A 20,659-nucleotide genomic window follows, 5' to 3' on the forward strand; every position below is an offset into this window, starting at 1 on the left:
AAACTTAGCGTCTTAGAAACTTAGCAGCTTAGCAGCTTTTTCTATTTTTGTTTTTGTTTATTTTTTAAGTATCTAAGTAAAAAAACTTAGCAGTTTAGAAGCTTCGCCTCACTACCTTTTTTACTTTTGATTGTTTTTTTGAAAAGTCTTTTTTTGACCTCCTTTATTATTTTTATTGTTTTGAATTTTAGCCTGTCCGCCCACAGCTGTTTTGTTTGAAACACGTTTGTTGGTACGCATTAAATCTGTCGTATTTAAAAGCTCTTCTGTGCTGTGCAGTAAGTTGATTTTTCCTCCAGACAATTCGTATAAATGTTCAAAAATCACATCATCTTTTACAGTGTCTTTGTTCCAGCTCAGGAAAGATTTTTTCATATGATTGGCAATAACCATTACCAATGCATTTTTCATTTCGCCTTCTTCCCATTTATTGGCAACATCAATCATGTATTTGATATTGTTGCCATAAAACCTGTATTTTGGAAAATTCTGCGGATATTGCAAAGTTTCTGGTTTTAACTGCAAAACATCTCTTGACGGGATTGGATATGGAGATTCAACATTTAATTTGAAATCAGACATGATAAAAAGCTGATCCCATAATTTATGCTGAAAATCCGGCACGTCACGCAAATGCGGATTTAAGCTTCCCATAACCTGAATGATGTATTTCGCTGCTTTGTTGCGTGTTTCATCATCTTCGATTGCAGTAGCCTGATCGATCAGTTTTTGTAAATGACGACCATACTCCGGAATAATCAAACGCTGTCTTTCAGAATTATATTCTAAATTAAAAACAACGTCGTTTGCGACTTCTTTTTTATATTTTTCGATCATAAGTTATAATGAAACTATACCTTCAATTGTAGATACTTCTTTGTATTTAGCAATCACCTCGTCTGAGCTGTGCATGGTAACATCTATAGAAACACTGGTAAATTTACCGGTTTTAGATTTTGTTGTTTTAATAACCGCTCCCATTCTGTCAAAAGCTTTTTCGACACGCTCCACATTATCAGCTACAGAAGGCACAATAAATTTGTACAAGTATTCTGCCGGCCAAGTATTTGCGTTATCAAGTTCAACTTTTAATCTTTCGTAAAATTCGGCTGTATTTTTTTCGTTATCGTTCTCCATTCGTAATTAAAAATAAACGCAAATATACGGTTTTGATTTTAGACTTTTAAGTTTAGATTTTAGATTTTTTTTAGGCTTAAAACTTTGTTTTAAAGGAGCAAAGTTATAAAGGCACAAAGGTGCAGAGAAAAAAGCAATCCAAGATTATTTCTTTGTAAAATTTACGCTTATATTTGAGAAAACATTACTGCGAAATTTGCCCACAAAGCCTCGAAGACGCAAAGCTTATCGGCTTTCTTTTCGAGATTAAAACCACATTACAATGAAAAAAATCCTTTTACTTTTTATTGCACTTATAATCAACAATATTCAGGCACAGGAAGTTAAAACCCTTACTTATTTTCAAAACGACACTTTAAAACTAGATTTAGATTTATATCTGCCAAAGAAAAAAGCCGGAGAAAAAATCCCGTTGATTATGTTTGCTTTTGGAGGCGGATTTTCCGGAGGAGAGCGCACCAGCGAAAAAGAGTTCGGAAAATTTATGGCACAAAACGGTTATGCCGTTGCGAGTATATCATACAGTTTATACATGAAAGGAAAAGATTTTGGATGCAAAGGAACTTTAACCGAAAAAATAAAAGCAATCCAGATTGGTGTGAGCGATATGTGGCAGGCAACTTCTTATTTAATTGAAAATGCCGATAAATTCAATCTTGACACTTCAAAAATCTTTATTTCAGGAATTAGCGCCGGTGCCGAAATTGGTTTTCATGCTTCATTCTGGGATTATAAACTCATGAATTTATATAAAAATAATTTACCAGAAAACTTTAAATATACTGGTTTCATTGGAGGTTCGGGAGCAATTCAGGACATTAATTTGATTACCAAAGAAAAAGCAATTCCGATGTTATTAGCACACGGAAGCAATGATGATACGGTTCCTTACAGCGCAGGTTCGCACCGCTCCTGCCCAACAAATGCTTCGGGCTGGCTGATTTTGTTTGGCTCTTATGCTGTTTACAATCACATGCAGGATTTACATAAAGACATCGAACTGATTACGTTCTGCGGAGGCGGACATGAATTCTCAGGTTATCTTTTTCACGAAGGACAGCAATATGTTCTGGATTTTGTAAATGATATTTTGGAAGGAAAGAAATTTCAATCGCATTTGATTATGCCTTCTAAAAAAGAAAAAAGTTCTGGGAAGTATTTGTTTTGTGAGTAAAAAACTAGATTATGAAAAAACACATCATATTATCATTAATTGTTTTAGGTTTAAATACTCAATGTAAAAACGAGAACGCTAAAAAATCAACAACAAAAATCGAACAGATTTGCGCTGTAAACAATTATAATTTTTATGGAAAAACTAGTTTAAAATTTCAGTTCTTTTCTGACAGCACTTATGTTTTTACAATAACGAAAAAAGAACCTGATTATGAGAAATTTGAAAAATTTACAGGTCATTGTTTCGTTAAAAATGACACAGTATATTTTAAGCCATTTGAATTTAAATTTGATCGAAGAAGCGAAAAAGCAGTAATTAAAAACAATTTCATTGAATTCATTAATGACAAATCAGCATTAAAAATAGAAATTACGAAAAATCTATTTCATACAAAAAACAAATTGGACCTTAAAAAATATAGCGATTACGCATTTTTTAGTTTTAACCAAGAAGTTCATAGTCCAATATACTACAATTATGAACCAAATACTATTAAACCTTACGATCTACAACAAAGTGAATTAATTGAAACTGATCAAATTTTAAAAAAATGTTTTAAAGAAAATAATACAAAACTCAAAAATATCAATCACTACATTAAACAATGTATCGTTGTAATAAATAAAAAACAAGAAAAAGAAGTCTGGATAAGTTGTTATTGCAATGATTTTTCAACTAAAGACACTTTTAAATACGATTTAATAGATATGAGTGACGGCGGAAATTGCAATATTAATTTAAAAATCAACTTAACGAATCGTAGTTATTCTGATTTACATATTGCAGGAAGGGCATAAATATTTGGCTAAAATCTACAACTATCCTAAATAAATTCTTACTGTTCCTATTTTTAATTTCAGAAATTGCTCCAGCGGAGCAAAATATTTATAGAAATTCATATTTCGAATATCAAAAAGCTCCAGCGGAGCGATACATATAAATATATCGCTCCGCTGGAGCTTTTATTTATAATGCATAATTTTTCTATAAATATGTCGTCCCGCTGGGACTTTTTTAAAATTATTTTTTTTTAAAGAACTCCAAAAACAAAACCATCTCTCCCTTCCAGCCCTGATGGAAGCGGAAATCCTTTTGCTTTTTCCTTTAAAAAGCAAAAGATTGCAGCATACAGCAGGAACCAATTTTTACTAAAAATGCAAAATCTTTCGCTCTTGATAAATATTCTTTTTAATTATGAATAAGTTTAGGTAAATTTGCGCTTTATTTTTAGAATAGTGCAAAAAGAAATCATAGTCCTACTTGGCGGTCCTGGTACAGGAAAATCTACACTTATAAACGAATTAGTAGCTCGAGGCTATTGCTGCTACCCCGAAATTTCCAGAGAAGTTACACTTGAAGCCCAAAAAAGAGGCATCGAGCAATTGTTCTTAGAACAGCCTTTATTGTTTAGCGAAATGCTGCTAGAAGGCCGTATTCAGCAGTTTAAAAATGCCAAAGAAGAACCTGACAACGTAGTTTTTATTGACCGCGGTATTCCAGATGTTGTCGCTTACATGGATTATATTGGCGATGAATATCCTGAACATTTTATAAAAGCTTGTGAGGACTATAAATATTCTAAAACTTTTATTTTACCACCGTGGGAAGAAATTTATCAAAGCGACACAGAACGTTACGAAAATTTTGATCAGGCATTAGAAATCCAAAAACATCTAATCGAGACCTATAAAAAATACGGTTACGATTTAATTGAGGTTCCAAAAGACACGGTTGAAAACAGAATTCTTTATATCTTAGACAAAATTTAGCAGCCGGTTTTAAAGTTGCAAAACTAGAAACTGTTTTTCTAAATTTTTAACTTTAAAACAAAGGCCATGCTGGACGCGCAGGAAATTCTTTTAAAATACTGGAAACACTCCAGTTTTAGACCGTTACAAAAAGAAATTATCGATTCGGTTTTAGAAGGTCAGGACACTTTTGCACTGCTGCCAACCGGAGGCGGGAAATCAATTTGTTTTCAGGTTCCGGCGATGATGCGTGAAGGAATCTGCCTGGTTATTTCGCCTTTGATTGCTTTGATGAAAGATCAGGTGGCGAATCTGCAAAAAAGAGATATTAAGGCCATTGCTCTTACAGGAGGTATTCATACAGAAGAAATTATTGACCTGCTGGATAACTGCCAATTCGGGAATTATAAATTCCTTTATCTTTCTCCGGAACGTCTACAATCAGACTGGATTTTAGAACGAATAAAAAATCTTCCTATAAATTTAATTGCCATTGATGAAGCACATTGTGTTTCTCAATGGGGTCATGATTTTAGACCTGCTTATTTAAAAATTTCTGAACTTAAAAAATACTTCCCTAAAATTCCTTTTTTGGCTTTGACCGCAACAGCGACTCCTAGAGTTGTGGAAGACATCAAAACTGAACTCGGATTAAAAGACACCAAACTTTTTCAACAGTCTTTTGAAAGAAAGAATATTGCATACATGGTTTTTGAAGTTGAAGACAAATTATATCGCGTCGAGCAGATTTTAAAGAAAAATCCACAGCCGTCTATTATATATGTACGAAACAGAAAATCGTGCTTGAATATGTCAACTCAATTACAATCGTTAGGATTTAGAGCAACGTATTATCACGGCGGACTTTCGGCTCAGGAAAAAGATAAAAACATGCAGTTGTGGATGTCGGAACAAGCGCAGGTAATTGTTGCAACCAATGCGTTTGGAATGGGAATCGACAAAGACAACGTTAAAACAGTTATTCATACTCAATTACCTGAAAATTTAGAAAACTATTATCAGGAATCTGGACGAGCGGGACGAAATGGCGAAAAGGCTTTCTCGGTTTTATTATTCAATAATTCTGATGCAACTCAAACAGAACAACAGTTTATAAATGTTTTACCAGACAAGAAGTTCTTAAAAACCATTTTTATTAAACTTTGTAATTATTTTCAAATCGCTTATGGTGAAGGTTTAGACGATTCGTATTCATTTAAAATGAATCATTTTTGCAATAAATATGACTTTCCTACTTTAAAAACTTATAATGCACTGCAGTTTTTAAATCAGCAAGGCATTATCACCATGTCTCAGGAATTTTCAGAAAAGGTTACAATGCAGTTTTTAATCGAATCTAAAGAAGTGATTCGATACATGAGCCTGAACCCAAATGATGAAGAAATTATTCTGGCAATTTTAAGAACTTATCCTGGGATTCATGAAATGAAAACACCGCTTAATCTCTCACTTATTGCAAAAAAATCAAATCATTCTGAAGAACAAGTTACAGCACTTTTAGAAAAATTAAAAGAGAAAGAGATCATTGAGTATAAATCTAAAAATAACGACGCGACTATTTTATTTAATGAAGTCCGCGAAGATGATTTGACAATAAACAGGGTTTCTAAATATCTGGAAAAACAAAATAAACTGAAACGCGACCAGCTTTCTTCTGTATTATATTATATAAAAGAAGACAAAACTTGTAAAAACCGACTGGTTTTGGATTATTTTGGAGAAGAAACTAAGGTCAATTGCGGAGTTTGTTCTTACTGCATTACTCAAAAAGGAAAAATCACAGAAGCTGATTCTATTGCTGATAAAATTCTTCACTTATTAAAAGCAACTGCATTAACTTCGCGCGAAATTCAAAATCAAATTAAATTAGACGCAAAAGATGTTCTTTTGGTGTTGCAGGAATTATTAGAAAACAATCACATCGTTATATTAGCGAACAATAAATACACTTTAAAATCATAATGGAAAAATTACGAATTATTTTTATGGGAACTCCAGAATTTGCTGTCGGCATTTTGGATACCATCATTAAAAACAATTACGATGTTGTGGGCGTTATTACAGCAGCAGATAAACCAGCCGGGCGCGGACAAAAAATAAAATATTCAGCTGTTAAAGAATATGCTTTAGCAAATAACCTTACTTTACTGCAGCCAACAAATTTAAAAGATGAAAGTTTTTTAGCAGAATTAAAAGCACTGAATGCAAATTTACAAATTGTTGTTGCTTTTAGAATGCTGCCAAAAGTAGTTTGGGAAATGCCAAGTTTAGGAACTTTTAATCTTCATGCTTCTTTGCTGCCAAATTACCGCGGTGCTGCACCGATTAACTGGGCAATTATTAATGGCGAAACCAAAACCGGCGTTACGACATTTTTTATTGATGATAAAATTGACACCGGAGCAATGATTCTTAATTCAGAAATTGCAATTGAACCAGCGGAAAATGCAGGTCAACTACACGACCGATTAATGAACCTAGGAAGCACAACTGTAATCGATACTTTAAAAGTAATTGAAAACGGAAATGTTATTACAACAATTCAGGAAGATAACGAGGATATCAAAACAGCTTATAAACTAAATAAAGAAAACTGCAAAATCGACTGGACGAAATCTGGAGACGAAATCAACAATCTTATTCGCGGCTTAAGTCCTTATCCTGCAGCGTGGTGCTTTTTGAAAGATAAAAATGAAGAATTGAACATCAAAATATATGAAGCCAAACTGCTTGAAGAAGCCCATTCTTATGAAGCCGGGAAATTAATAAGCGGTAAAAAAGAAATTAAAATTGCAATAAAAAACGGCTTCATACAGTTATTAAGTTTACAATTACCAGGAAAAAAGAGAATGCAGGTGGCAGAATTGTTAAACGGGATAACTTTTTCTGATGAGGCAAAGGTCTATTAACGTCAGTAAAACAGGGGTTTGTACCTTTTTTTGATCGACAAACAACATGCTTTATGAACAAAAAAAGCAAGTTATCAACAATTATTGCTAAAATTAAAGAAAACACTTGCACGCAACGGATTTCCTACTAAATTTGTGTATTAACAATTTTTTTTAACCAACAATTAATAACTAATTATTATGAACAAATCAGAATTAATCGATGCTATCGCTGCTGATGCAGGAATTACAAAAGCTGCGGCAAAATTAGCTTTAGAGTCATTTTTAGGAAATGTAGGAACTACTTTGAAAAAAGGCGGAAGAATTTCATTAGTAGGTTTCGGATCTTGGTCAGTATCTGCGAGAGCTGCTAGAGACGGTAGAAATCCTCAAACAGGAAAAACTATCAAAATTGCTGCAAAAAATGTAGTAAAATTCAAAGCTGGAGCTGAATTAGAAGGTGCAGTGAACTAAGTAAGAAAGTTCTCTAAACTAAATAATATAATTAAAACCCTCCTTGTGGAGGGTTTTTTTATGCGGTTTAACGATTTTTTTTGTGATTTTAATTTTTTTATGATTAAATTTAATAAAAATTGTAGCCGTATGATTTCAGAAAAATTAAAAAAAGGACACCTGCTTATTGCCGAGCCTTCAATAATTGGAGATTTATCTTTTAACAGATCGGTAATTTTATTAGCAGACCATAATAAGGAAGGATCAATAGGTTTTATCATTAATAAACCTTTAAAATATACTATTAATGATTTAATACCGGAGATTGATGCAAACTTCAAGATATATAACGGAGGCCCAGTTGAACAAGATAATCTGTACTTCATTCATAATATCCCGGATTTAATCCCGAATAGTGTCGAGATTTCAAACGGAATTTATTGGGGCGGAGATTTCGAATCAACCAAAGACTTAATAAACGACGGATCGATCAACAAGAACAATATTCGTTTTTTCTTAGGTTATACCGGTTGGGACGAAAACCAGCTTGAAAATGAAATGCAAGGAAACTCCTGGATTATAGCTGATAATAATTATAAAAATAAAATTATCGGAAAATCTACTACCCATTTTTGGAAAGAGCAGATTATTGAGCTAGGCGGAGATTATCTTATTTGGTCTAACGCACCTGAAAATCCATATCTGAATTAATTTTCAGTTATGGATTCATTTAGCTTCTGCACTAATAAATGAGCCAGATTGCTTGTAAACTCTTTTTTTCGATATTTAGTTATCGGTTGTATTCCTATGATTACATTGGTCAGAAATAATTCGTCGGCTTTTTGAAGATCAAACGGCGAAATTATTTCTTCAACTACTTCTATGCCTTCTACTTTCTTTGCTAAGGCTAAAATCTGCTTACGCATAATTCCATTTAAACAGCCTTCAGAAATTGGCGGTGTAATTAGCTTTTTTCCTGTCAGCATGAACAAATTACCCTGAAGGCCTTCGACCACATTTTTTGCATCATTAATCAAAAGACAATTAGCAAGTCCGTTTTCGTGAGCAAAAATACTTCCGGTTACATTTATCATCTTATTAGTCGTTTTAATCGACGATAAAAGCTGTTTTGTTACATAGAAGTCTTTATACAAATCTACTTCATACTGATCTGTATTTAAAACATATACTGTGCTTTCCAGCTGCGATGCATGAATCAAATATGAAATTTCATTGGTTTTTGGAAGATACAAACCTCCATCATTTCTAAAAACCGTGATACGGGCTCTTGCAGATGCTGAAATTCCTTTTTGCTGTACAAGATTTAAAATCTGTTCTTCAAAATGTTCCATTGTAAAATTCATCGGAATTTCCATTCTCACAACACGCATTGAAGCCATAAGCCTGAAATAATGGTCTTCAAGAAACAGAATTTTATTATTGATTATTTTAACTGTTTCAAAAACGCCGTCACCAAATAAAAATGCGCGATTTTGAGTTAATAAATTTTCTTCCTCTACAATGTTTCCGTTAAAATTGATCATAAAAAAACCCTGAATTTTGTTCAGGGCAAATATAAGGCATAAAATAGACTTTTACTAAACAGATCCTATAAGATGTTTTAGGTCTGAGATTTGATTCTCCCACAATTGTTTAGCCTCTCCTATTTCTTCTTTTTCAGCAAAATCAACCACCATCAAAGAAACATCTTTAGTTAATTCATCAACTAAAATATGCAGTTCAAAAAAGTATTCAGTATCCTTACTGCTTTCATCTACCCATTTAAACTTTACTTTTTCTCCACTTTTTTTAGAAGCAAGACGCGCTTTTTCCTGCGAGTCATTCCAAATGAAAGTGAAAAATTCTCCTCTTGAGTTAACATTGTCAGCAAACCATTCTGATAAACCTGACGGAGTTGATATATATTGATACAATAATTGCGGCGAAGAATTGATCGGAAACTCTATTTCGTAACGTATTTTTGGATCCATGTGCTACTTTAAATTTTTTGGAAATATAAGAATATATGTTCAAAAACAATACATTTTTAAAAATATTTTTTTTTCTTCAAAATATGCTTGCGAGCTTTAATATTATTTCTATCTTTGCACCCGCAATCAGGAATTCATGATAGCAATCCAGGCGAGGTAGCTCAGTTGGTTAGAGCGCAGGATTCATAACCCTGAGGTCACGGGTTCAACTCCCGTCCTCGCTACCAGGTAAAAAAAACATCACTTTAAAAAGTGATGTTTTTTTATTTAAAATACTTTGTAATTATTTTTAAATTTGTTGTTTACATTTTATATAACTACTTTTAAAATAATGTTTTACTAACTGTAATTTGCAGTCATATATGGATATAGTTAAATTTAAAATCACATCTAAAACGATAAAAGTAGAAGTACGCAATTCGAATAATTATGTTTTTAATTTTAATACAGCATTAGATATTGCAAAGGAAGACAAAGATGTTTTATTAAAACTTTATAATGCTCTGGATCTTCTTTTTAAGAAAGAAGCACCTTCTGAAACAAAAAACTACATTTCTCCTAACCAAACTAATATCCTTGATCAGATTTCTGATATTGATAATTTAAAAGCCGGAGAATAAATAGCAGATATACATAAAAAGAAAAGCCCTTAAATATTTTAAGGGCTTTTCTTTTTTAATCGTTTTTTGAAACAAGATAAATTGTTATTGCATAATATTTTCCTGTAGTCAAAAAAACTTTAGTAAATTTATCTGTACCCTTAAAAAAATCATTTTCTGTATCTGTACCCTAATTAACAGCAGTGGTAATTTTGCTAAAAAAAAGATGGAATCTAAAGCATTACTACAGGAAAAAATAACTTTTAGAGAAGTGTACATATTTGACATGGAGATTTTACAAAACATTTTCAGTGAAAACAATTGTGTAAAAGCCGAAGGTAAAATGCTTTTTGGAATTCCTTTTCTACTTGCCGAAAAAGAAAACAAGATCAATTCATTTGCAAGTTTATTATTGAACTCAAACAATGAAATCGTTTATAAAATTTACGACGACGGAAGTCTAACAGATAAAGATAAAACACTATTTGAGGAATACATTTCAAATTTTATGAAGAAAAAAAGAAATGCTAATTTCAATAATGCACAACAGCTGAAACACAGCACTGATCACTTTTTACATTTTTTACATTTTTAAACGCTCATAAAAAGCAAAATGAAAAATCGCGAAACATTATATTTAAAAATTGCCAAAATAATTGAAGATCAAATTCACAATGAAACTCTCGTTCTTGGCAGCAAACTGCCTTCTGTACGAAGTGCGCAGAAATTATATAATGTTAGTTTAAACACAATAAAACAGGCATATTTAGAATTAGAAAGCCGTTCACTTATAGAATCGCGTCCCAAAACGGGTTATTATGTCAGCAAAAGTTCAAAGCGCACCACTGCACTTCCAACAATTGCCAGCATAAACAATCATGAAACAGAGAATACACCTGAGGAACTTATCGATAAAGTTTTTGGCACCATTAACAAATCAGATGTAACACAGTTTGCATTGGGATTACCCGGAAAAAATTTCCTTCCTGTTGCCAAACTTAACAAAGGCATTATCAATGCTGTCCGCAACAGAGGTGATGCCGGCACAGCTTATGAACCTGTTCAGGGATCTGAAGAGCTTCGACGTGCCATTGCAAAATGGGCTCTTGTTATGGAAGGAAAAATTACCGAAGACGATCTTGTAATAACTTCCGGCGCCATGCATGCCATGTACAATGCGCTTATGGCCGTAACTTCTCCGGGAGACAGCGTTGCTGTAGAAAGTCCGGCTTATTTTGGAATACTGCAGGCAATTAAGGCTCTAGGTTTAAAAGCAGTTGAAATTCCAACCCATCCTTTGTACGGATTAGATCTCGATGCTTTAAAAAAAGTACTGCCTGAAATAAAAGCCTGCTGTTTTGTTACCAATTTCAACAATCCAATGGGATTTCAAATGCCTGACGAAAACAAACAGGAACTGGTAAAACTGATTACACAATACAACGTTCCATTAATTGAAGACGATATTTACGGTAATCTCTATTTTGGTTCAGAACGTCCTAAACCTTGCAAATTTTATGACGAAGCCGGTTTAGTTTTATGGATTGGATCTGTATCTAAAACTCTTGCACCCGGATATCGTGTTGGATGGATTGCACCGGGAAAATTTAAAGATAAAATCATACGTCAAAAACTGGTTCAAACGGTTTGTAATTCTTCTTTATATTCTGATGTTATTGCAGATTTCTTAGAACATGGGCGTTACGATCATCATCTTAGGACATTTAGAAATAAGCTTTATGCTAATTATCTTCAGATTAGCCGGGCTGTAGAATCTTATTTTCCGGATAACACTAAAATAGCACAGCCAAAAGGCGGTTTTATGTTGTGGCTGGAATTAGATGAAAGAATTTCTACAACAGAATTATACAACACTGCCCTAGCCCAAAAAATCGTTTTTGCACCGGGAAGAATTTTTTCGCAGTACAATCAATATAACAACTGCATGAGATTAACGTATGTTTTAGAATGGAATGACCGCGTAGACTCTGATTTAAAAAAGTTAGGCAGTATAATAAAAAACAGTATTTAATAAATTATGAATAACAAGCACCAAGTTAGAATATTAACTTATACATCGAAATATAAAAAAAGTTTTAAGGATTTAAACATAGAATGGATTTCAAATTATTTTGAAGTCGAACCCAATGATATCAAAGCTCTGGATCATGCAGAGGAATACATTATAAACAAAGGCGGTGAAATATTTTCGGCAGTTTTAAATGAGGAAGTTTTAGGTGTCTGTGCTTTAATTAAAAGTGATGGAAAAAATTACGATTATGAATTAGCAAAAATGGCCGTAAGTCCAAAAGCACAAGGAAAAGGCGTTGGATTATTATTGGCAGAATCGGCAATAAAATGGGCTTCAGAAAAAGGTGCTTCAAAAATTTATCTGGAAAGCAATACGAAACTTACCCCTGCCATTAAATTATATGAAAAACTAGGTTTTAAAAGAATTACAGGCATTTCTTCGGCTTATAACAGAGTCGATATTCAAATGTTACTTACTTTAAATTCTTAAATAAAACTGAAATTTCTTTTTAAACCGCATTCTTAAAAAACCTTAAATATCAATTTAAGGTTTTTTAATTTCAGTAAGATTGTAACTTTTTTTATTAACTGCGACAAACTTTAAAATTAAATTACGGTTCTTTGTAACTTATTACATTCAGGATTTTAGATAGTCGGTTTCTAAGTACAATAATATTGAACTCATTGAGTTTTGACTAGACAAAACTAGTCGCGATATTTTCGTTATGGACAATAAAAAATTAATACTAAGTTTAAAAAAAGGTAATGAAGCAGCTTTTAAAGAGGTGTATTTCAATTACTACGACAAACTGGTAAATATTGCCAAACGATTTAATCTCACGGTTCTTACTCCTGAAGACTTTGTTCAGGAAAGTCTTTTAAGACTTTATAACAAAAGAGAACTTCTTAACGAAGATGTTTTACTTGACAAGCAGTTATTTACTATTTGCAAAAACATCATCATCAATCATGTTAACAGAGAAAGCAAAATAATTCAGCTTGATCCGCATAAAGCTGATATTGCCGACGAAGAAACTGACTTGGGAGTTTTTGAGGATAGAAAAGAAAAATTATACAATTTTATCAATCAGCTTCCTGAGCAGCAACAAAAAATATTTACTTTACACAAACTGGAAAACCTTAGCTATAAGGAGATTGCAGAACTTACAGACCTTTCTGAGAAGACTATTGCCAATCATATTTATCTCGCCAGTAAATTTATTCGAAAAAAAATCGAAAACCATTAGGAACTTTTTTGATCTCGTTTGTTATATATAAAAACGAGAACAAAAAATGCATATCGAAGCGTACAAAACCAATGTTAGAACAAAAAAAGATGCAAGTCTGCTTGTAGTTCTTTTACAATTTGTTATTTCAGATTGTATCATAAATTTTGATTTTAAAAATCGCGAAAGAATACTTAGAATCGAAACTAACAGAGAAATTAAGGATGTGGTTTATGGTGTTTTTAATAAACAAGGATTTTATTGTAAAAAGCTTTAACCCCCAAAGTCATGGATAAAGAAAAATTAGACGAAGAGTTTGAAAAATTGTGGAATGAAACACCGGCTTCGCATTCAGATAAAATGAAAGAAGCTTCGTGGAAAAAATTCCATTCAAAAACTTTTACTCCAAAGAAAAAGAAGTTTAAACCTTGGCGCTATTATGCAGCCGCGGCGGTTTTACTTTTTGTTCTTGTTGGAACAGGAATTTATTTTACCAATGATTCAGCAGCAGGAGCAATTGTACTTTCTGAAAATGTAATTGAAAATACTACTTTAAAAATAAAACATGTGGTGCTGCCAGACAGCTCAAAAGTAGAACTAAGTCCAAATTCTAAAATTTCATACGGAAACAACTTTGCATTAAACAGAAAAATTGAAATTGTGGGTGAAGCTTATTTTCAGGTAAAAAAAGACAAACAGCATCCGTTTCAGGTTTTTTGCAATGAAACAACCACAACCGTTTTAGGAACTTCTTTTACAGTAAAAGGATTTCAAAAAAAGGAAGTAACTGTTGAATTGTTTGAAGGAAGTGTGCAGATGAATGTAAAAGGCCAGGATCAGAATTGGGTTTTAAAACCGGGACAGAAATTTACTTACGGAAATCAAACCGCATCAGTAGCAGAATTCAGCCGATTTATAGATTTTGATAATGAAAAACTAACCGCTGTAAGCACTTACATCGAAGAAAATTACGGATATAAAGTGACACTGCCTAAAGAATATAAAGACCAGAAAATCACTATTAGAATAAACAGAAAAGAAGATTTAAAAATAATTGTACAATTAATATCAGAAATGTATAACCTAAACTTTGAAATAAATGAAGATCTAAAACAGATTACTTTTCAATAAGAAAAGAAAAAGGATGCAAGCCGCGAAACTACACATCCTCCTTTATAGTCAGGAATAACAGGAAGTTATTCCATTTAATAATTCAAAAATACAAAATTTCATGAAGCATATAATTTCAGCATGCTTTTTTTTATTCAGTTTATGTATGTCTGCTCAGACTGTTACAATAACTGTAGATCAAAATGTAACTTTAAAAGAATTTTTTAAGCAGATAGAAAATCAAACCGATTTTAAATTTGCTTTTACAGATCAGATAGATACAAATCAAAAGTATTTTACAAAGAAAAGCACTTATAAGCAGGTCGAAATCGAGAAACTTATCTCTGAATTAAACAAAACTGCCTCTGTACAATTTTCTATTGTTGGCAATAATATTTTTGTGAAACAAAAATCACAATCTGCTAAAACTGTCAAAAAAAAAAGTAAGCTGACAGGTCAGATTTTTGATGATACTAAACAGCCCGTTATTGGCGCCAATGTTTATATTAAAGAATTAGAAGTTGGCGCTGTAACGGATGTAAACGGAAAATTCAGTATTGAAATCCCAAACGGAAACTATACAGTTGCAGTCAGCTATGTTGGGTTTAAAAATCACGAAAAACGCATTACAATTTCTGATGACACTAAGATCAATTTCAATATAGACTCTGATAGTCAGGAATTAGAACAGGTTATTGTAACCGGTAATAAAGCTGTTGACATTAAAACCACTCAAATGAGTGTAAACAGACTTTCGATGCAGGAAATAAAAAGGATTCCTGCAGCAATGGGTGAGCCAGATCCTTTAAAATCGATACTTACTCTGCCGGGAGTTACCAATGCAGGAGAAGCTTCGTCAGGTTTTAATGTTCGAGGCGGTGCTGCCGATCAGAATCTAATTCTTTTAGACGGCGCTCCGGTTTATAATGATTCGCACATGTTTGGTTTTTTCTCTGTTTTTAATGCCGATATCGTAAATGGTTTAGACTTATATAAAGGAGGAATTCCTTCTAAATTTGGCGGACGTGTTTCTTCTGTTTTAGATGTAACACAGCAAACGGGAGATTTTGAAAATTACAAAGTAAACGGGGGAATTGGTGTAATTTCAAGTCGTCTTTTGGTTCAGGGACCTTTACAAAAAGACAAAGGATCTTTTATCGTATCCGGACGTACTTCTTATGCACATTTATTTTTAAAACTGGCAGACAATAAAAACTCAGCTATGTTTTATGATTTCAATGCTAAATTAAATTACCGTTTTAATGCTAATAATACATTGACTTTTTCTGGTTATTTAGGAAATGACATATTCGACATCAACGATCGTTTCTCAAGTAAATACGGAAATACAATGGGAATCTTAAGCTGGAAACACAAATTTTCTGATCGCTTAAATCATAATCTTTCTGTTTTTTACAGCGATTATAAATTCAATTTGGGACTTTCTATGGAAAACTTTGAATGGGACAGCAACATTCAAAATTACGGTCTTAAATACGGATGGAATTATCAAAAATCAGAAAAATTCAAAATCAATTACGGAATTGACGGATTGTATTATAATTTTAATCCTGGTACTGTACAGCCTACAAGTATCGATTCTCAGTTTAATTACACACAGCTTGATAAAAAATATGCTTTAGAAACTTCTGCTTATCTGGATTTTGAAAATCAAATTACTGAAAAATTAAATTTCCGATACGGGCTTCGTTACAGCATGTTTTATCGTTTAGGTTCTGAAGCAATCAGCACTTATGAAAACGGACAAAGTGTTGTATACAATCCGTTATACAAAATTTACGAAGAAGGAACTCCCACAGGAACAACATATTACGGCAAAGGAAAAAAAATCAGCAGTTTTGATAATTTCGAACCAAGAGCGGCACTTTCGTATGCTTTTAACGACAATACTTCTGTAAAAGCTAGTTACAACAGAATGGCGCAGTACATTCATATTTTATCAAATACTCAATCGCCGCTGCCAATGAGTATTTGGACGCCAAGCGGGCCGTTTACCAAACCTCAGCTTTTAGATCAGTATGCTGTAGGGTATTTTAAAAACTTTAAAGACAACGATTATTCTTTTGAAGGAGAGCTGTTTTACAAAAACGTTCAAAACCGCATCGACTATATTGACGGGGCCGATATTTTGGCAAACAATAATATCGAACAAGTTATCTTAAACGGTAAAGCCAGGTCGTATGGTATGGAATTGTTATTTAGAAAAAATACTGGAATTTTTACGGGTTGGATTTCGTACACTCTATCAAGAGCAGAACAAAAAACTCCGGGAAGAACTGCCGAAGAACCGGGAATTGCAAACGGAGACTGGTACTTATCAGGATATGACAAAATGCACAATTTAAGCGTTGTGGGAAGTTATGAGTTTAGTCCAAAATGGTCTTTCAACGGGAATTTTACGCTGCAGTCAGGACAGCCTGTAACGTATGCAAATGGGTATTATGAATTTGGGGGAATTCATGTGCCAAATTATTCTTTAAGAAACGAAAACAGGCTGCCTCTTTTCCATCACCTCGATGTGGCAGCAACTTATACGCCAAGACCAGATAAAAAGAAAGGATGGCAAAGCTATTGGGTATTCAGCATTTACAATATTTACAACAGAAAAAATGCTGCTTCGATGAGTTTTACAACTAATGAAGACACTGGAGCAAATGAAACAAGAAGGTTATCAATCTTCGGAATTGTACCTGGAGTTTCTTATAATTTTAAATTTTAATGCTATGAATAAATTAAAAAAATATACTAAAATGAATAAAATACTGGCATTAATGAGTCTTCTGTTTGTTGTATTTTTTACTTCGTGTGAAGATGTTGTAACTCTGGATTTAGAAACCGGAGAAACAAGATTAGTAGTCGACGCCGAAATCATCTGGAAAAAAGGAACCAGCGGTAATGAACAAACCATAAAAATCAGTAAAACAGCTTCATATTACAGCGGTTCAACACCAAAAGTTTCTGGTGCTCAGGTAAGAGTTGAAAACAGCAGCGGCGACGTTTTTACTTTTAATGAAACTGAGCCGGGCGTATATGTGTGCACTAATTTTGTACCCGTAATCGACATGGATTATAAGTTGTTTGTTGAAGCTGAAGGAAAAAGTTTTACAGCAGTTGAAAAACTGACTTCTGTAACACCAATAACCAAAGTTGAGCAGGCAGTAGTTCCAGATTTTGGAGGAAAAGACATTATTGAACTTACTTTTTATTATACAGATCCTGCAGATCAGGTCAATTTTTATTTAACAGATTATAAAAGCGATTTCTTAATATATCCTGAATACGAAATTACAAATGATGAGTTTTATAATGGAAACGAAATAAGCACCCGTTATTCTCACGAAGATGATATTAAAACCGGAAGTATTGTAAAAATTACGCACCGAGGGGTTTCTAAGAACTTTTTCAATTATATGAAACTAATTTTAGAAGCTTCAAGCGCAAATCCGTTTCTTGTGCCTCCCGGAAATATTAGAGGAAACATTGTAAACACAACCGATGCCAGCAATTTTGCATTAGGTTATTTTAGACTTTGCGAAGCAGATGCAGTTGATTATGTGGTAAAATAAAACCAATTTTCGACAATAAAAGACAAATCCCTTAAATGCGATATTTAAGGGATTTGTCTTTTTATCTCGATCCGGTTTTTGAAGATCTCTCCCACTTTTCTTTTACTTTTAAAAAGAAATACGGAATTTCACCTTCAGATATTTTAAAATTAAACGTGAACAAATGAAAAAAGTAGTTTTAAATCTTGCGGTTACATTAGACGGATTTATTGAAGGTCCAAACGGAGAAGTTGATTGGTGCATAATGGATGAAGACATGAATTTCCCAGCCTTTATAGAAAGTATTGACACTATATTTTATGGAAGAATAAGCTACGACGAATGGGGAAATTATCAGCCAGATGAAAATGCTGATTTGGCAGAAAAAGAAATGTGGAATGGAATTCACTCTAAAAATAAATTTGTTTTTTCGAGCCAAAACAGAGATGATGAAAATGCTGTTTTTATTACCGCAGATCTAATTACCAAAGTAAACGAAATAAAAAATCAGCAAGGCAAAGATATCTGGCTGTACGGCGGTGCCAGTCTTATCAAAACCTTTATAAATTTAAACCTTATCGATGTTTACAAAATCTCTGTTCATCCCATTGTTTTAGGTTCCGGAAAACCTTTATTTGAAAACTTATCAAAACGTATTGGACTGAAACTAATGGATACGCGAGTTTTTAAATCAGGAGTTGTAGAGCTGACTTATCAGCCGGAATAAAACCGAAAATAAAAATAGTTGTATCTTAGCAGAAGTTTAAATTAAAGTACCATGTCAATAACAACAGAAGCAGAATTAATTGGAATGAAAAAGGCAAGCGAAGCAGTTGCTTATGCTTTAAAAGAAATGAGAAATTTTGCAAAACCCGGCATATCGACAAAAGAACTGGATGAATACGGCGGAAAAATACTAAACGATTTAGGAGCAAAATCTGCACCTTATGTAACGTATGGTTTTCCGGGATGGACTTGCATCAGCGTAAATAAAGAATTTTGCCACGGCATTCCTTCAGAAAAAAGAATTTTAAAAGAAGGCGATTTAATCAATATCGATGTTTCGGCAGAATTAAACGGTTTCTTTTCAGATAACGGAGGTTCGTTTGTTATTGGTGAAGATGTAAATCAGCATCAAAAATTAATTGAAGCCTCAAAAGAAATTCTGCATAAAGCCATTTACAATATAAAAGGGGGCGTTCGCATTTCTGATATTGGTTTTATAATGGAAACCGAAGCTAAAAAAAGAGGCTACAAAGTAATCAAGAATTTAACCGGCCACGGAATTGGAAGAGGTCTGCATGAAGAACCACACGAAATAGCCAATTACAGAGATCGTTTTAACCTGACAAGGTTTAAGAAAAACTCAGTTGTTGCTATCGAAACTTTTATTTCTACTACTTCTACAATTGCCGAAACTCTAAAAGACGGCTGGACAATGGTTGGAAACAAAGGCGGTTTTATGGCACAGCACGAACATACAATCATAGTTACAGAAGGAAAACCAATCATCTTGACAGAAATGAACGGAATCTGGAATTAAAAAAATTACATACAAATACAAAAAAACTCCATTATTGCTAATGGAGTTTTTTTATGTTTTGAAAATTTAAAAATAAGATTTAATCTAATTTCTATATGATTTGTAAACTTTTTTTATTGTTTTTCAAAATAAAGATAATTGGTACTGTTATTTACATCTCGCAATCGAATTTGTGAATTATTAAACTCAAACAATTTCCAGCTCTTGTTTAATTTGCTGAGTAACTCTGAACTAAAAGTCAGTTTTAATTCCCTAACATTATTTTGTACGGTGCTTTCCCATTGTCCTGTTTCTGAAATTCCCGCTTTAGTGGCTGTAACAGAATTGTCGCTTTTAAACACAAATGAATAACCGCTGTAAGACGAAGTTTTATCAGAATCAGCAAAATAATACGGAATCTGCCAGGAACCTTTTGTAATTACTTCGTTTAGATTAAGTGTTACAATATTATTTTCTGGGCAGTAATCAATCGCATATTTTATAGCATTTTCGAAATCTAAATTAGTATTAACCGCTTTCGTCTGTCCGTGGTAATCGACTATCGAAATTGGATATTTTAAAGAAATGTACTGACTGGCGTTGAGGTTTTTTATAAAATTAAAAAACGCCTGATCGCTTATTATAGTTTGAGAACTTCCTATTTGATTAGCGCTGTTGTAAATATTGATAATGATTGGATAATTAATATTGAGTCCGTTAATTTTAGAAAGAAGATCAGGATATTGATTCCAGTAATCAATTAAAGTATCAAAATCAGCTTCGTTCGGGATCAGTTTTTCAATGTAATTATAGTAAACCATCGTTACCGGAAAATCTATTTTTACAATATCATCGTCGTAATTACTTGCATTAATATTGTCAATTACTTTTTGATAATCGGCTGCACTGTTTATGGCAATCTGCGTGTTGTTAACCGTAACCGTGTAAGGAAATTTTATAGTACAATAAGTAGACCCGTCGATTAAATTATCCTGCACGGTCTGCACCATGGCAACCCTTTGCAGGTAAGACGTAAGAGGCGAAGCATTTGTAATGGTTCCCTGCGCCGTATTGTCCTGATCGTCTGATTCGTTCTGACAGGAAAACAAGAGCAGGAAAATGGCTGCTATTGATAAATATTTTTGAAAAGAAAGCATATTTATATTTTTACAAAGGTAATAAAATTAAAA

The 20,659-nt window shown here is 33.0% G+C and carries 23 protein-coding genes and 1 tRNA gene; 19 read left to right on the forward strand and 5 right to left on the reverse strand.

What is annotated here, in order from left to right:
• Nucleotides 1-120: 120 nt before the first annotated feature.
• Together PQ462_RS19690 and PQ462_RS19695 are read right to left on the reverse strand one after the other, a co-directional pair.
• Nucleotides 121-837 (reverse strand): DUF4290 domain-containing protein, encoded by a 717-nt coding sequence (locus PQ462_RS19690; protein WP_012022242.1) that lies wholly within the window; start codon nucleotides 835-837, stop codon nucleotides 121-123.
• Nucleotides 838-840: 3 nt separating this feature from the next.
• Nucleotides 841-1,137 (reverse strand): DUF493 family protein, encoded by a 297-nt coding sequence (locus PQ462_RS19695; RefSeq protein WP_012022243.1) that lies wholly within the window; start codon nucleotides 1,135-1,137, stop codon nucleotides 841-843.
• A gap of 262 nt (nucleotides 1,138-1,399) precedes the next feature.
• Here PQ462_RS19695 and PQ462_RS19700 point away from each other — a divergent pair, with 262 nt between their 5' ends.
• The 7 genes from PQ462_RS19700 to PQ462_RS19730 all read left to right on the forward strand — a co-directional run bounded on the left by PQ462_RS19700 (nucleotide 1,400) and on the right by PQ462_RS19730 (nucleotide 8,135).
• On the forward strand, nucleotides 1,400-2,311 hold the full coding sequence (locus PQ462_RS19700; protein ID WP_274251261.1) for an alpha/beta hydrolase family protein: 912 nt from the start codon (nucleotides 1,400-1,402) through the stop codon (nucleotides 2,309-2,311).
• A gap of 11 nt (nucleotides 2,312-2,322) precedes the next feature.
• On the forward strand, nucleotides 2,323-3,111 hold the full coding sequence (locus PQ462_RS19705) for a hypothetical protein (RefSeq protein ID WP_274251262.1): 789 nt from the start codon (nucleotides 2,323-2,325) through the stop codon (nucleotides 3,109-3,111).
• A 438-nt stretch (nucleotides 3,112-3,549) separates the two neighbouring features.
• A complete protein-coding gene (locus tag PQ462_RS19710) occupies nucleotides 3,550-4,083 on the forward strand; it encodes an AAA family ATPase (protein WP_121360251.1) in 534 nt (177 codons plus the stop codon).
• A 66-nt stretch (nucleotides 4,084-4,149) separates the two neighbouring features.
• Nucleotides 4,150-6,045: a RecQ family ATP-dependent DNA helicase gene (locus PQ462_RS19715; protein ID WP_012022247.1), complete on the forward strand. Its 1,896-nt coding sequence runs from the start codon at nucleotides 4,150-4,152 to the stop codon at nucleotides 6,043-6,045.
• Nucleotides 6,045-6,992, forward strand: coding sequence for a methionyl-tRNA formyltransferase (fmt, locus tag PQ462_RS19720; protein ID WP_274251263.1), 948 nt, complete (start codon nucleotides 6,045-6,047; stop codon nucleotides 6,990-6,992). The genes PQ462_RS19715 and fmt overlap by 1 nt, the downstream gene beginning before the upstream one ends.
• Nucleotides 6,993-7,172: 180 nt before the next feature.
• The gene (locus tag PQ462_RS19725) at nucleotides 7,173-7,445 is read left to right on the forward strand and encodes an HU family DNA-binding protein (RefSeq protein WP_012022249.1); all 273 of its coding nucleotides are present in this window, start codon (nucleotides 7,173-7,175) and stop codon (nucleotides 7,443-7,445) included.
• A 129-nt stretch (nucleotides 7,446-7,574) separates the two neighbouring features.
• The gene (locus PQ462_RS19730; protein ID WP_044047376.1) at nucleotides 7,575-8,135 is read left to right on the forward strand and encodes a YqgE/AlgH family protein; all 561 of its coding nucleotides are present in this window, start codon (nucleotides 7,575-7,577) and stop codon (nucleotides 8,133-8,135) included.
• Here the strand turns inward: PQ462_RS19730 and PQ462_RS19735 are convergent.
• Together PQ462_RS19735 and PQ462_RS19740 are read right to left on the reverse strand one after the other, a co-directional pair.
• A complete protein-coding gene (locus PQ462_RS19735; RefSeq protein WP_274251264.1) occupies nucleotides 8,132-8,968 on the reverse strand; it encodes an aminotransferase class IV in 837 nt (278 codons plus the stop codon). The genes PQ462_RS19730 and PQ462_RS19735 overlap by 4 nt on opposite strands.
• A 54-nt stretch (nucleotides 8,969-9,022) precedes the next feature.
• Nucleotides 9,023-9,415, reverse strand: coding sequence for an START-like domain-containing protein (locus PQ462_RS19740; protein ID WP_012022252.1), 393 nt, complete (start codon nucleotides 9,413-9,415; stop codon nucleotides 9,023-9,025).
• A gap of 150 nt (nucleotides 9,416-9,565) precedes the next feature.
• Between PQ462_RS19740 and PQ462_RS19745 the strand changes: the two genes are divergently transcribed.
• The 12 genes from PQ462_RS19745 to map all read left to right on the forward strand — a co-directional run bounded on the left by PQ462_RS19745 (nucleotide 9,566) and on the right by map (nucleotide 19,490).
• Nucleotides 9,566-9,642: transfer RNA gene (locus PQ462_RS19745), tRNA-Met, on the forward strand.
• Nucleotides 9,643-9,777: 135 nt separating this feature from the next.
• A complete protein-coding gene (locus tag PQ462_RS19750) occupies nucleotides 9,778-10,035 on the forward strand; it encodes a hypothetical protein (RefSeq protein ID WP_274251265.1) in 258 nt (85 codons plus the stop codon).
• Nucleotides 10,036-10,240: 205 nt separating this feature from the next.
• A complete protein-coding gene (locus PQ462_RS19755; protein WP_274251266.1) occupies nucleotides 10,241-10,609 on the forward strand; it encodes a hypothetical protein in 369 nt (122 codons plus the stop codon).
• Nucleotides 10,610-10,627: 18 nt separating this feature from the next.
• Complete coding sequence (locus tag PQ462_RS19760; protein WP_274251267.1) at nucleotides 10,628-12,046, forward strand: aminotransferase-like domain-containing protein; 1,419 nt, start codon at nucleotides 10,628-10,630, stop codon at nucleotides 12,044-12,046.
• Between the two features lie 6 nt (nucleotides 12,047-12,052).
• Nucleotides 12,053-12,535 carry a GNAT family N-acetyltransferase gene (locus tag PQ462_RS19765; protein ID WP_274251268.1) on the forward strand — a complete coding sequence of 161 codons (483 nt, stop codon included), beginning with the start codon at nucleotides 12,053-12,055 and terminating at the stop codon, nucleotides 12,533-12,535.
• Between the two features lie 235 nt (nucleotides 12,536-12,770).
• The gene (locus PQ462_RS19770; protein ID WP_274251269.1) at nucleotides 12,771-13,292 is read left to right on the forward strand and encodes an RNA polymerase sigma factor; all 522 of its coding nucleotides are present in this window, start codon (nucleotides 12,771-12,773) and stop codon (nucleotides 13,290-13,292) included.
• A 46-nt stretch (nucleotides 13,293-13,338) separates the two neighbouring features.
• Nucleotides 13,339-13,548 (forward strand): hypothetical protein, encoded by a 210-nt coding sequence (locus tag PQ462_RS19775; RefSeq protein ID WP_044047378.1) that lies wholly within the window; start codon nucleotides 13,339-13,341, stop codon nucleotides 13,546-13,548.
• An 11-nt stretch (nucleotides 13,549-13,559) separates the two neighbouring features.
• Nucleotides 13,560-14,402: a FecR family protein gene (locus tag PQ462_RS19780; RefSeq protein WP_274251270.1), complete on the forward strand. Its 843-nt coding sequence runs from the start codon at nucleotides 13,560-13,562 to the stop codon at nucleotides 14,400-14,402.
• A gap of 100 nt (nucleotides 14,403-14,502) precedes the next feature.
• Nucleotides 14,503-17,121 (forward strand): TonB-dependent receptor, encoded by a 2,619-nt coding sequence (locus tag PQ462_RS19785; protein WP_274251271.1) that lies wholly within the window; start codon nucleotides 14,503-14,505, stop codon nucleotides 17,119-17,121.
• 4 nt (nucleotides 17,122-17,125) lie between these two features.
• Entirely contained in the window at nucleotides 17,126-17,968 is an 843-nt protein-coding gene (locus tag PQ462_RS19790) for a DUF4249 domain-containing protein (RefSeq protein ID WP_274251272.1), read from the forward strand.
• A gap of 163 nt (nucleotides 17,969-18,131) precedes the next feature.
• On the forward strand, nucleotides 18,132-18,674 hold the full coding sequence (locus tag PQ462_RS19795) for a dihydrofolate reductase family protein (protein ID WP_274251273.1): 543 nt from the start codon (nucleotides 18,132-18,134) through the stop codon (nucleotides 18,672-18,674).
• Nucleotides 18,675-18,725: 51 nt separating this feature from the next.
• Nucleotides 18,726-19,490, forward strand: a complete 765-nt coding sequence (map, locus tag PQ462_RS19800) for a type I methionyl aminopeptidase (protein ID WP_274251274.1) — start codon at nucleotides 18,726-18,728, stop codon at nucleotides 19,488-19,490.
• A 113-nt stretch (nucleotides 19,491-19,603) separates the two neighbouring features.
• Here the strand turns inward: map and PQ462_RS19805 are convergent, their stop codons facing one another.
• Entirely contained in the window at nucleotides 19,604-20,626 is a 1,023-nt protein-coding gene (locus tag PQ462_RS19805; RefSeq protein ID WP_274251275.1) for a hypothetical protein, read from the reverse strand.
• Nucleotides 20,627-20,659 lie beyond the last annotated feature (33 nt).

Source organism: Flavobacterium sp. KACC 22758 (genome assembly GCF_028736135.1).
Classification (GTDB): domain Bacteria; phylum Bacteroidota; class Bacteroidia; order Flavobacteriales; family Flavobacteriaceae; genus Flavobacterium; species Flavobacterium johnsoniae.

What these genes read in the sequence shown, in the direction of transcription:
- PQ462_RS19785 (WP_274251271.1), top strand. Translation starts at nt 14,503, where the DNA reads ATGAAGCATATAATTTCAGCATGCTTTTTTTTATTCAGTTTATGTATG.
- PQ462_RS19695 (WP_012022243.1), bottom strand. Translation starts at nt 1,137, where the DNA reads ATGGAGAACGATAACGAAAAAAATACAGCCGAATTTTACGAAAGATTA.
- PQ462_RS19735 (WP_274251264.1), bottom strand. Translation starts at nt 8,968, where the DNA reads ATGATCAATTTTAACGGAAACATTGTAGAGGAAGAAAATTTATTAACT.
- fmt (WP_274251263.1), top strand. Translation starts at nt 6,045, where the DNA reads ATGGAAAAATTACGAATTATTTTTATGGGAACTCCAGAATTTGCTGTC.
- PQ462_RS19760 (WP_274251267.1), top strand. Translation starts at nt 10,628, where the DNA reads ATGAAAAATCGCGAAACATTATATTTAAAAATTGCCAAAATAATTGAA.
- PQ462_RS19715 (WP_012022247.1), top strand. Translation starts at nt 4,150, where the DNA reads ATGCTGGACGCGCAGGAAATTCTTTTAAAATACTGGAAACACTCCAGT.
- PQ462_RS19700 (WP_274251261.1), top strand. Translation starts at nt 1,400, where the DNA reads ATGAAAAAAATCCTTTTACTTTTTATTGCACTTATAATCAACAATATT.
- PQ462_RS19750 (WP_274251265.1), top strand. Translation starts at nt 9,778, where the DNA reads ATGGATATAGTTAAATTTAAAATCACATCTAAAACGATAAAAGTAGAA.
- PQ462_RS19725 (WP_012022249.1), top strand. Translation starts at nt 7,173, where the DNA reads ATGAACAAATCAGAATTAATCGATGCTATCGCTGCTGATGCAGGAATT.
- PQ462_RS19705 (WP_274251262.1), top strand. Translation starts at nt 2,323, where the DNA reads ATGAAAAAACACATCATATTATCATTAATTGTTTTAGGTTTAAATACT.
- PQ462_RS19780 (WP_274251270.1), top strand. Translation starts at nt 13,560, where the DNA reads ATGGATAAAGAAAAATTAGACGAAGAGTTTGAAAAATTGTGGAATGAA.
- PQ462_RS19765 (WP_274251268.1), top strand. Translation starts at nt 12,053, where the DNA reads ATGAATAACAAGCACCAAGTTAGAATATTAACTTATACATCGAAATAT.
- PQ462_RS19775 (WP_044047378.1), top strand. Translation starts at nt 13,339, where the DNA reads ATGCATATCGAAGCGTACAAAACCAATGTTAGAACAAAAAAAGATGCA.
- PQ462_RS19770 (WP_274251269.1), top strand. Translation starts at nt 12,771, where the DNA reads ATGGACAATAAAAAATTAATACTAAGTTTAAAAAAAGGTAATGAAGCA.
- PQ462_RS19690 (WP_012022242.1), bottom strand. Translation starts at nt 837, where the DNA reads ATGATCGAAAAATATAAAAAAGAAGTCGCAAACGACGTTGTTTTTAAT.
- PQ462_RS19805 (WP_274251275.1), bottom strand. Translation starts at nt 20,626, where the DNA reads ATGCTTTCTTTTCAAAAATATTTATCAATAGCAGCCATTTTCCTGCTC.
- PQ462_RS19795 (WP_274251273.1), top strand. Translation starts at nt 18,132, where the DNA reads ATGAAAAAAGTAGTTTTAAATCTTGCGGTTACATTAGACGGATTTATT.
- PQ462_RS19740 (WP_012022252.1), bottom strand. Translation starts at nt 9,415, where the DNA reads ATGGATCCAAAAATACGTTACGAAATAGAGTTTCCGATCAATTCTTCG.
- PQ462_RS19790 (WP_274251272.1), top strand. Translation starts at nt 17,126, where the DNA reads ATGAATAAATTAAAAAAATATACTAAAATGAATAAAATACTGGCATTA.
- PQ462_RS19755 (WP_274251266.1), top strand. Translation starts at nt 10,241, where the DNA reads ATGGAATCTAAAGCATTACTACAGGAAAAAATAACTTTTAGAGAAGTG.
- PQ462_RS19730 (WP_044047376.1), top strand. Translation starts at nt 7,575, where the DNA reads ATGATTTCAGAAAAATTAAAAAAAGGACACCTGCTTATTGCCGAGCCT.
- map (WP_274251274.1), top strand. Translation starts at nt 18,726, where the DNA reads ATGTCAATAACAACAGAAGCAGAATTAATTGGAATGAAAAAGGCAAGC.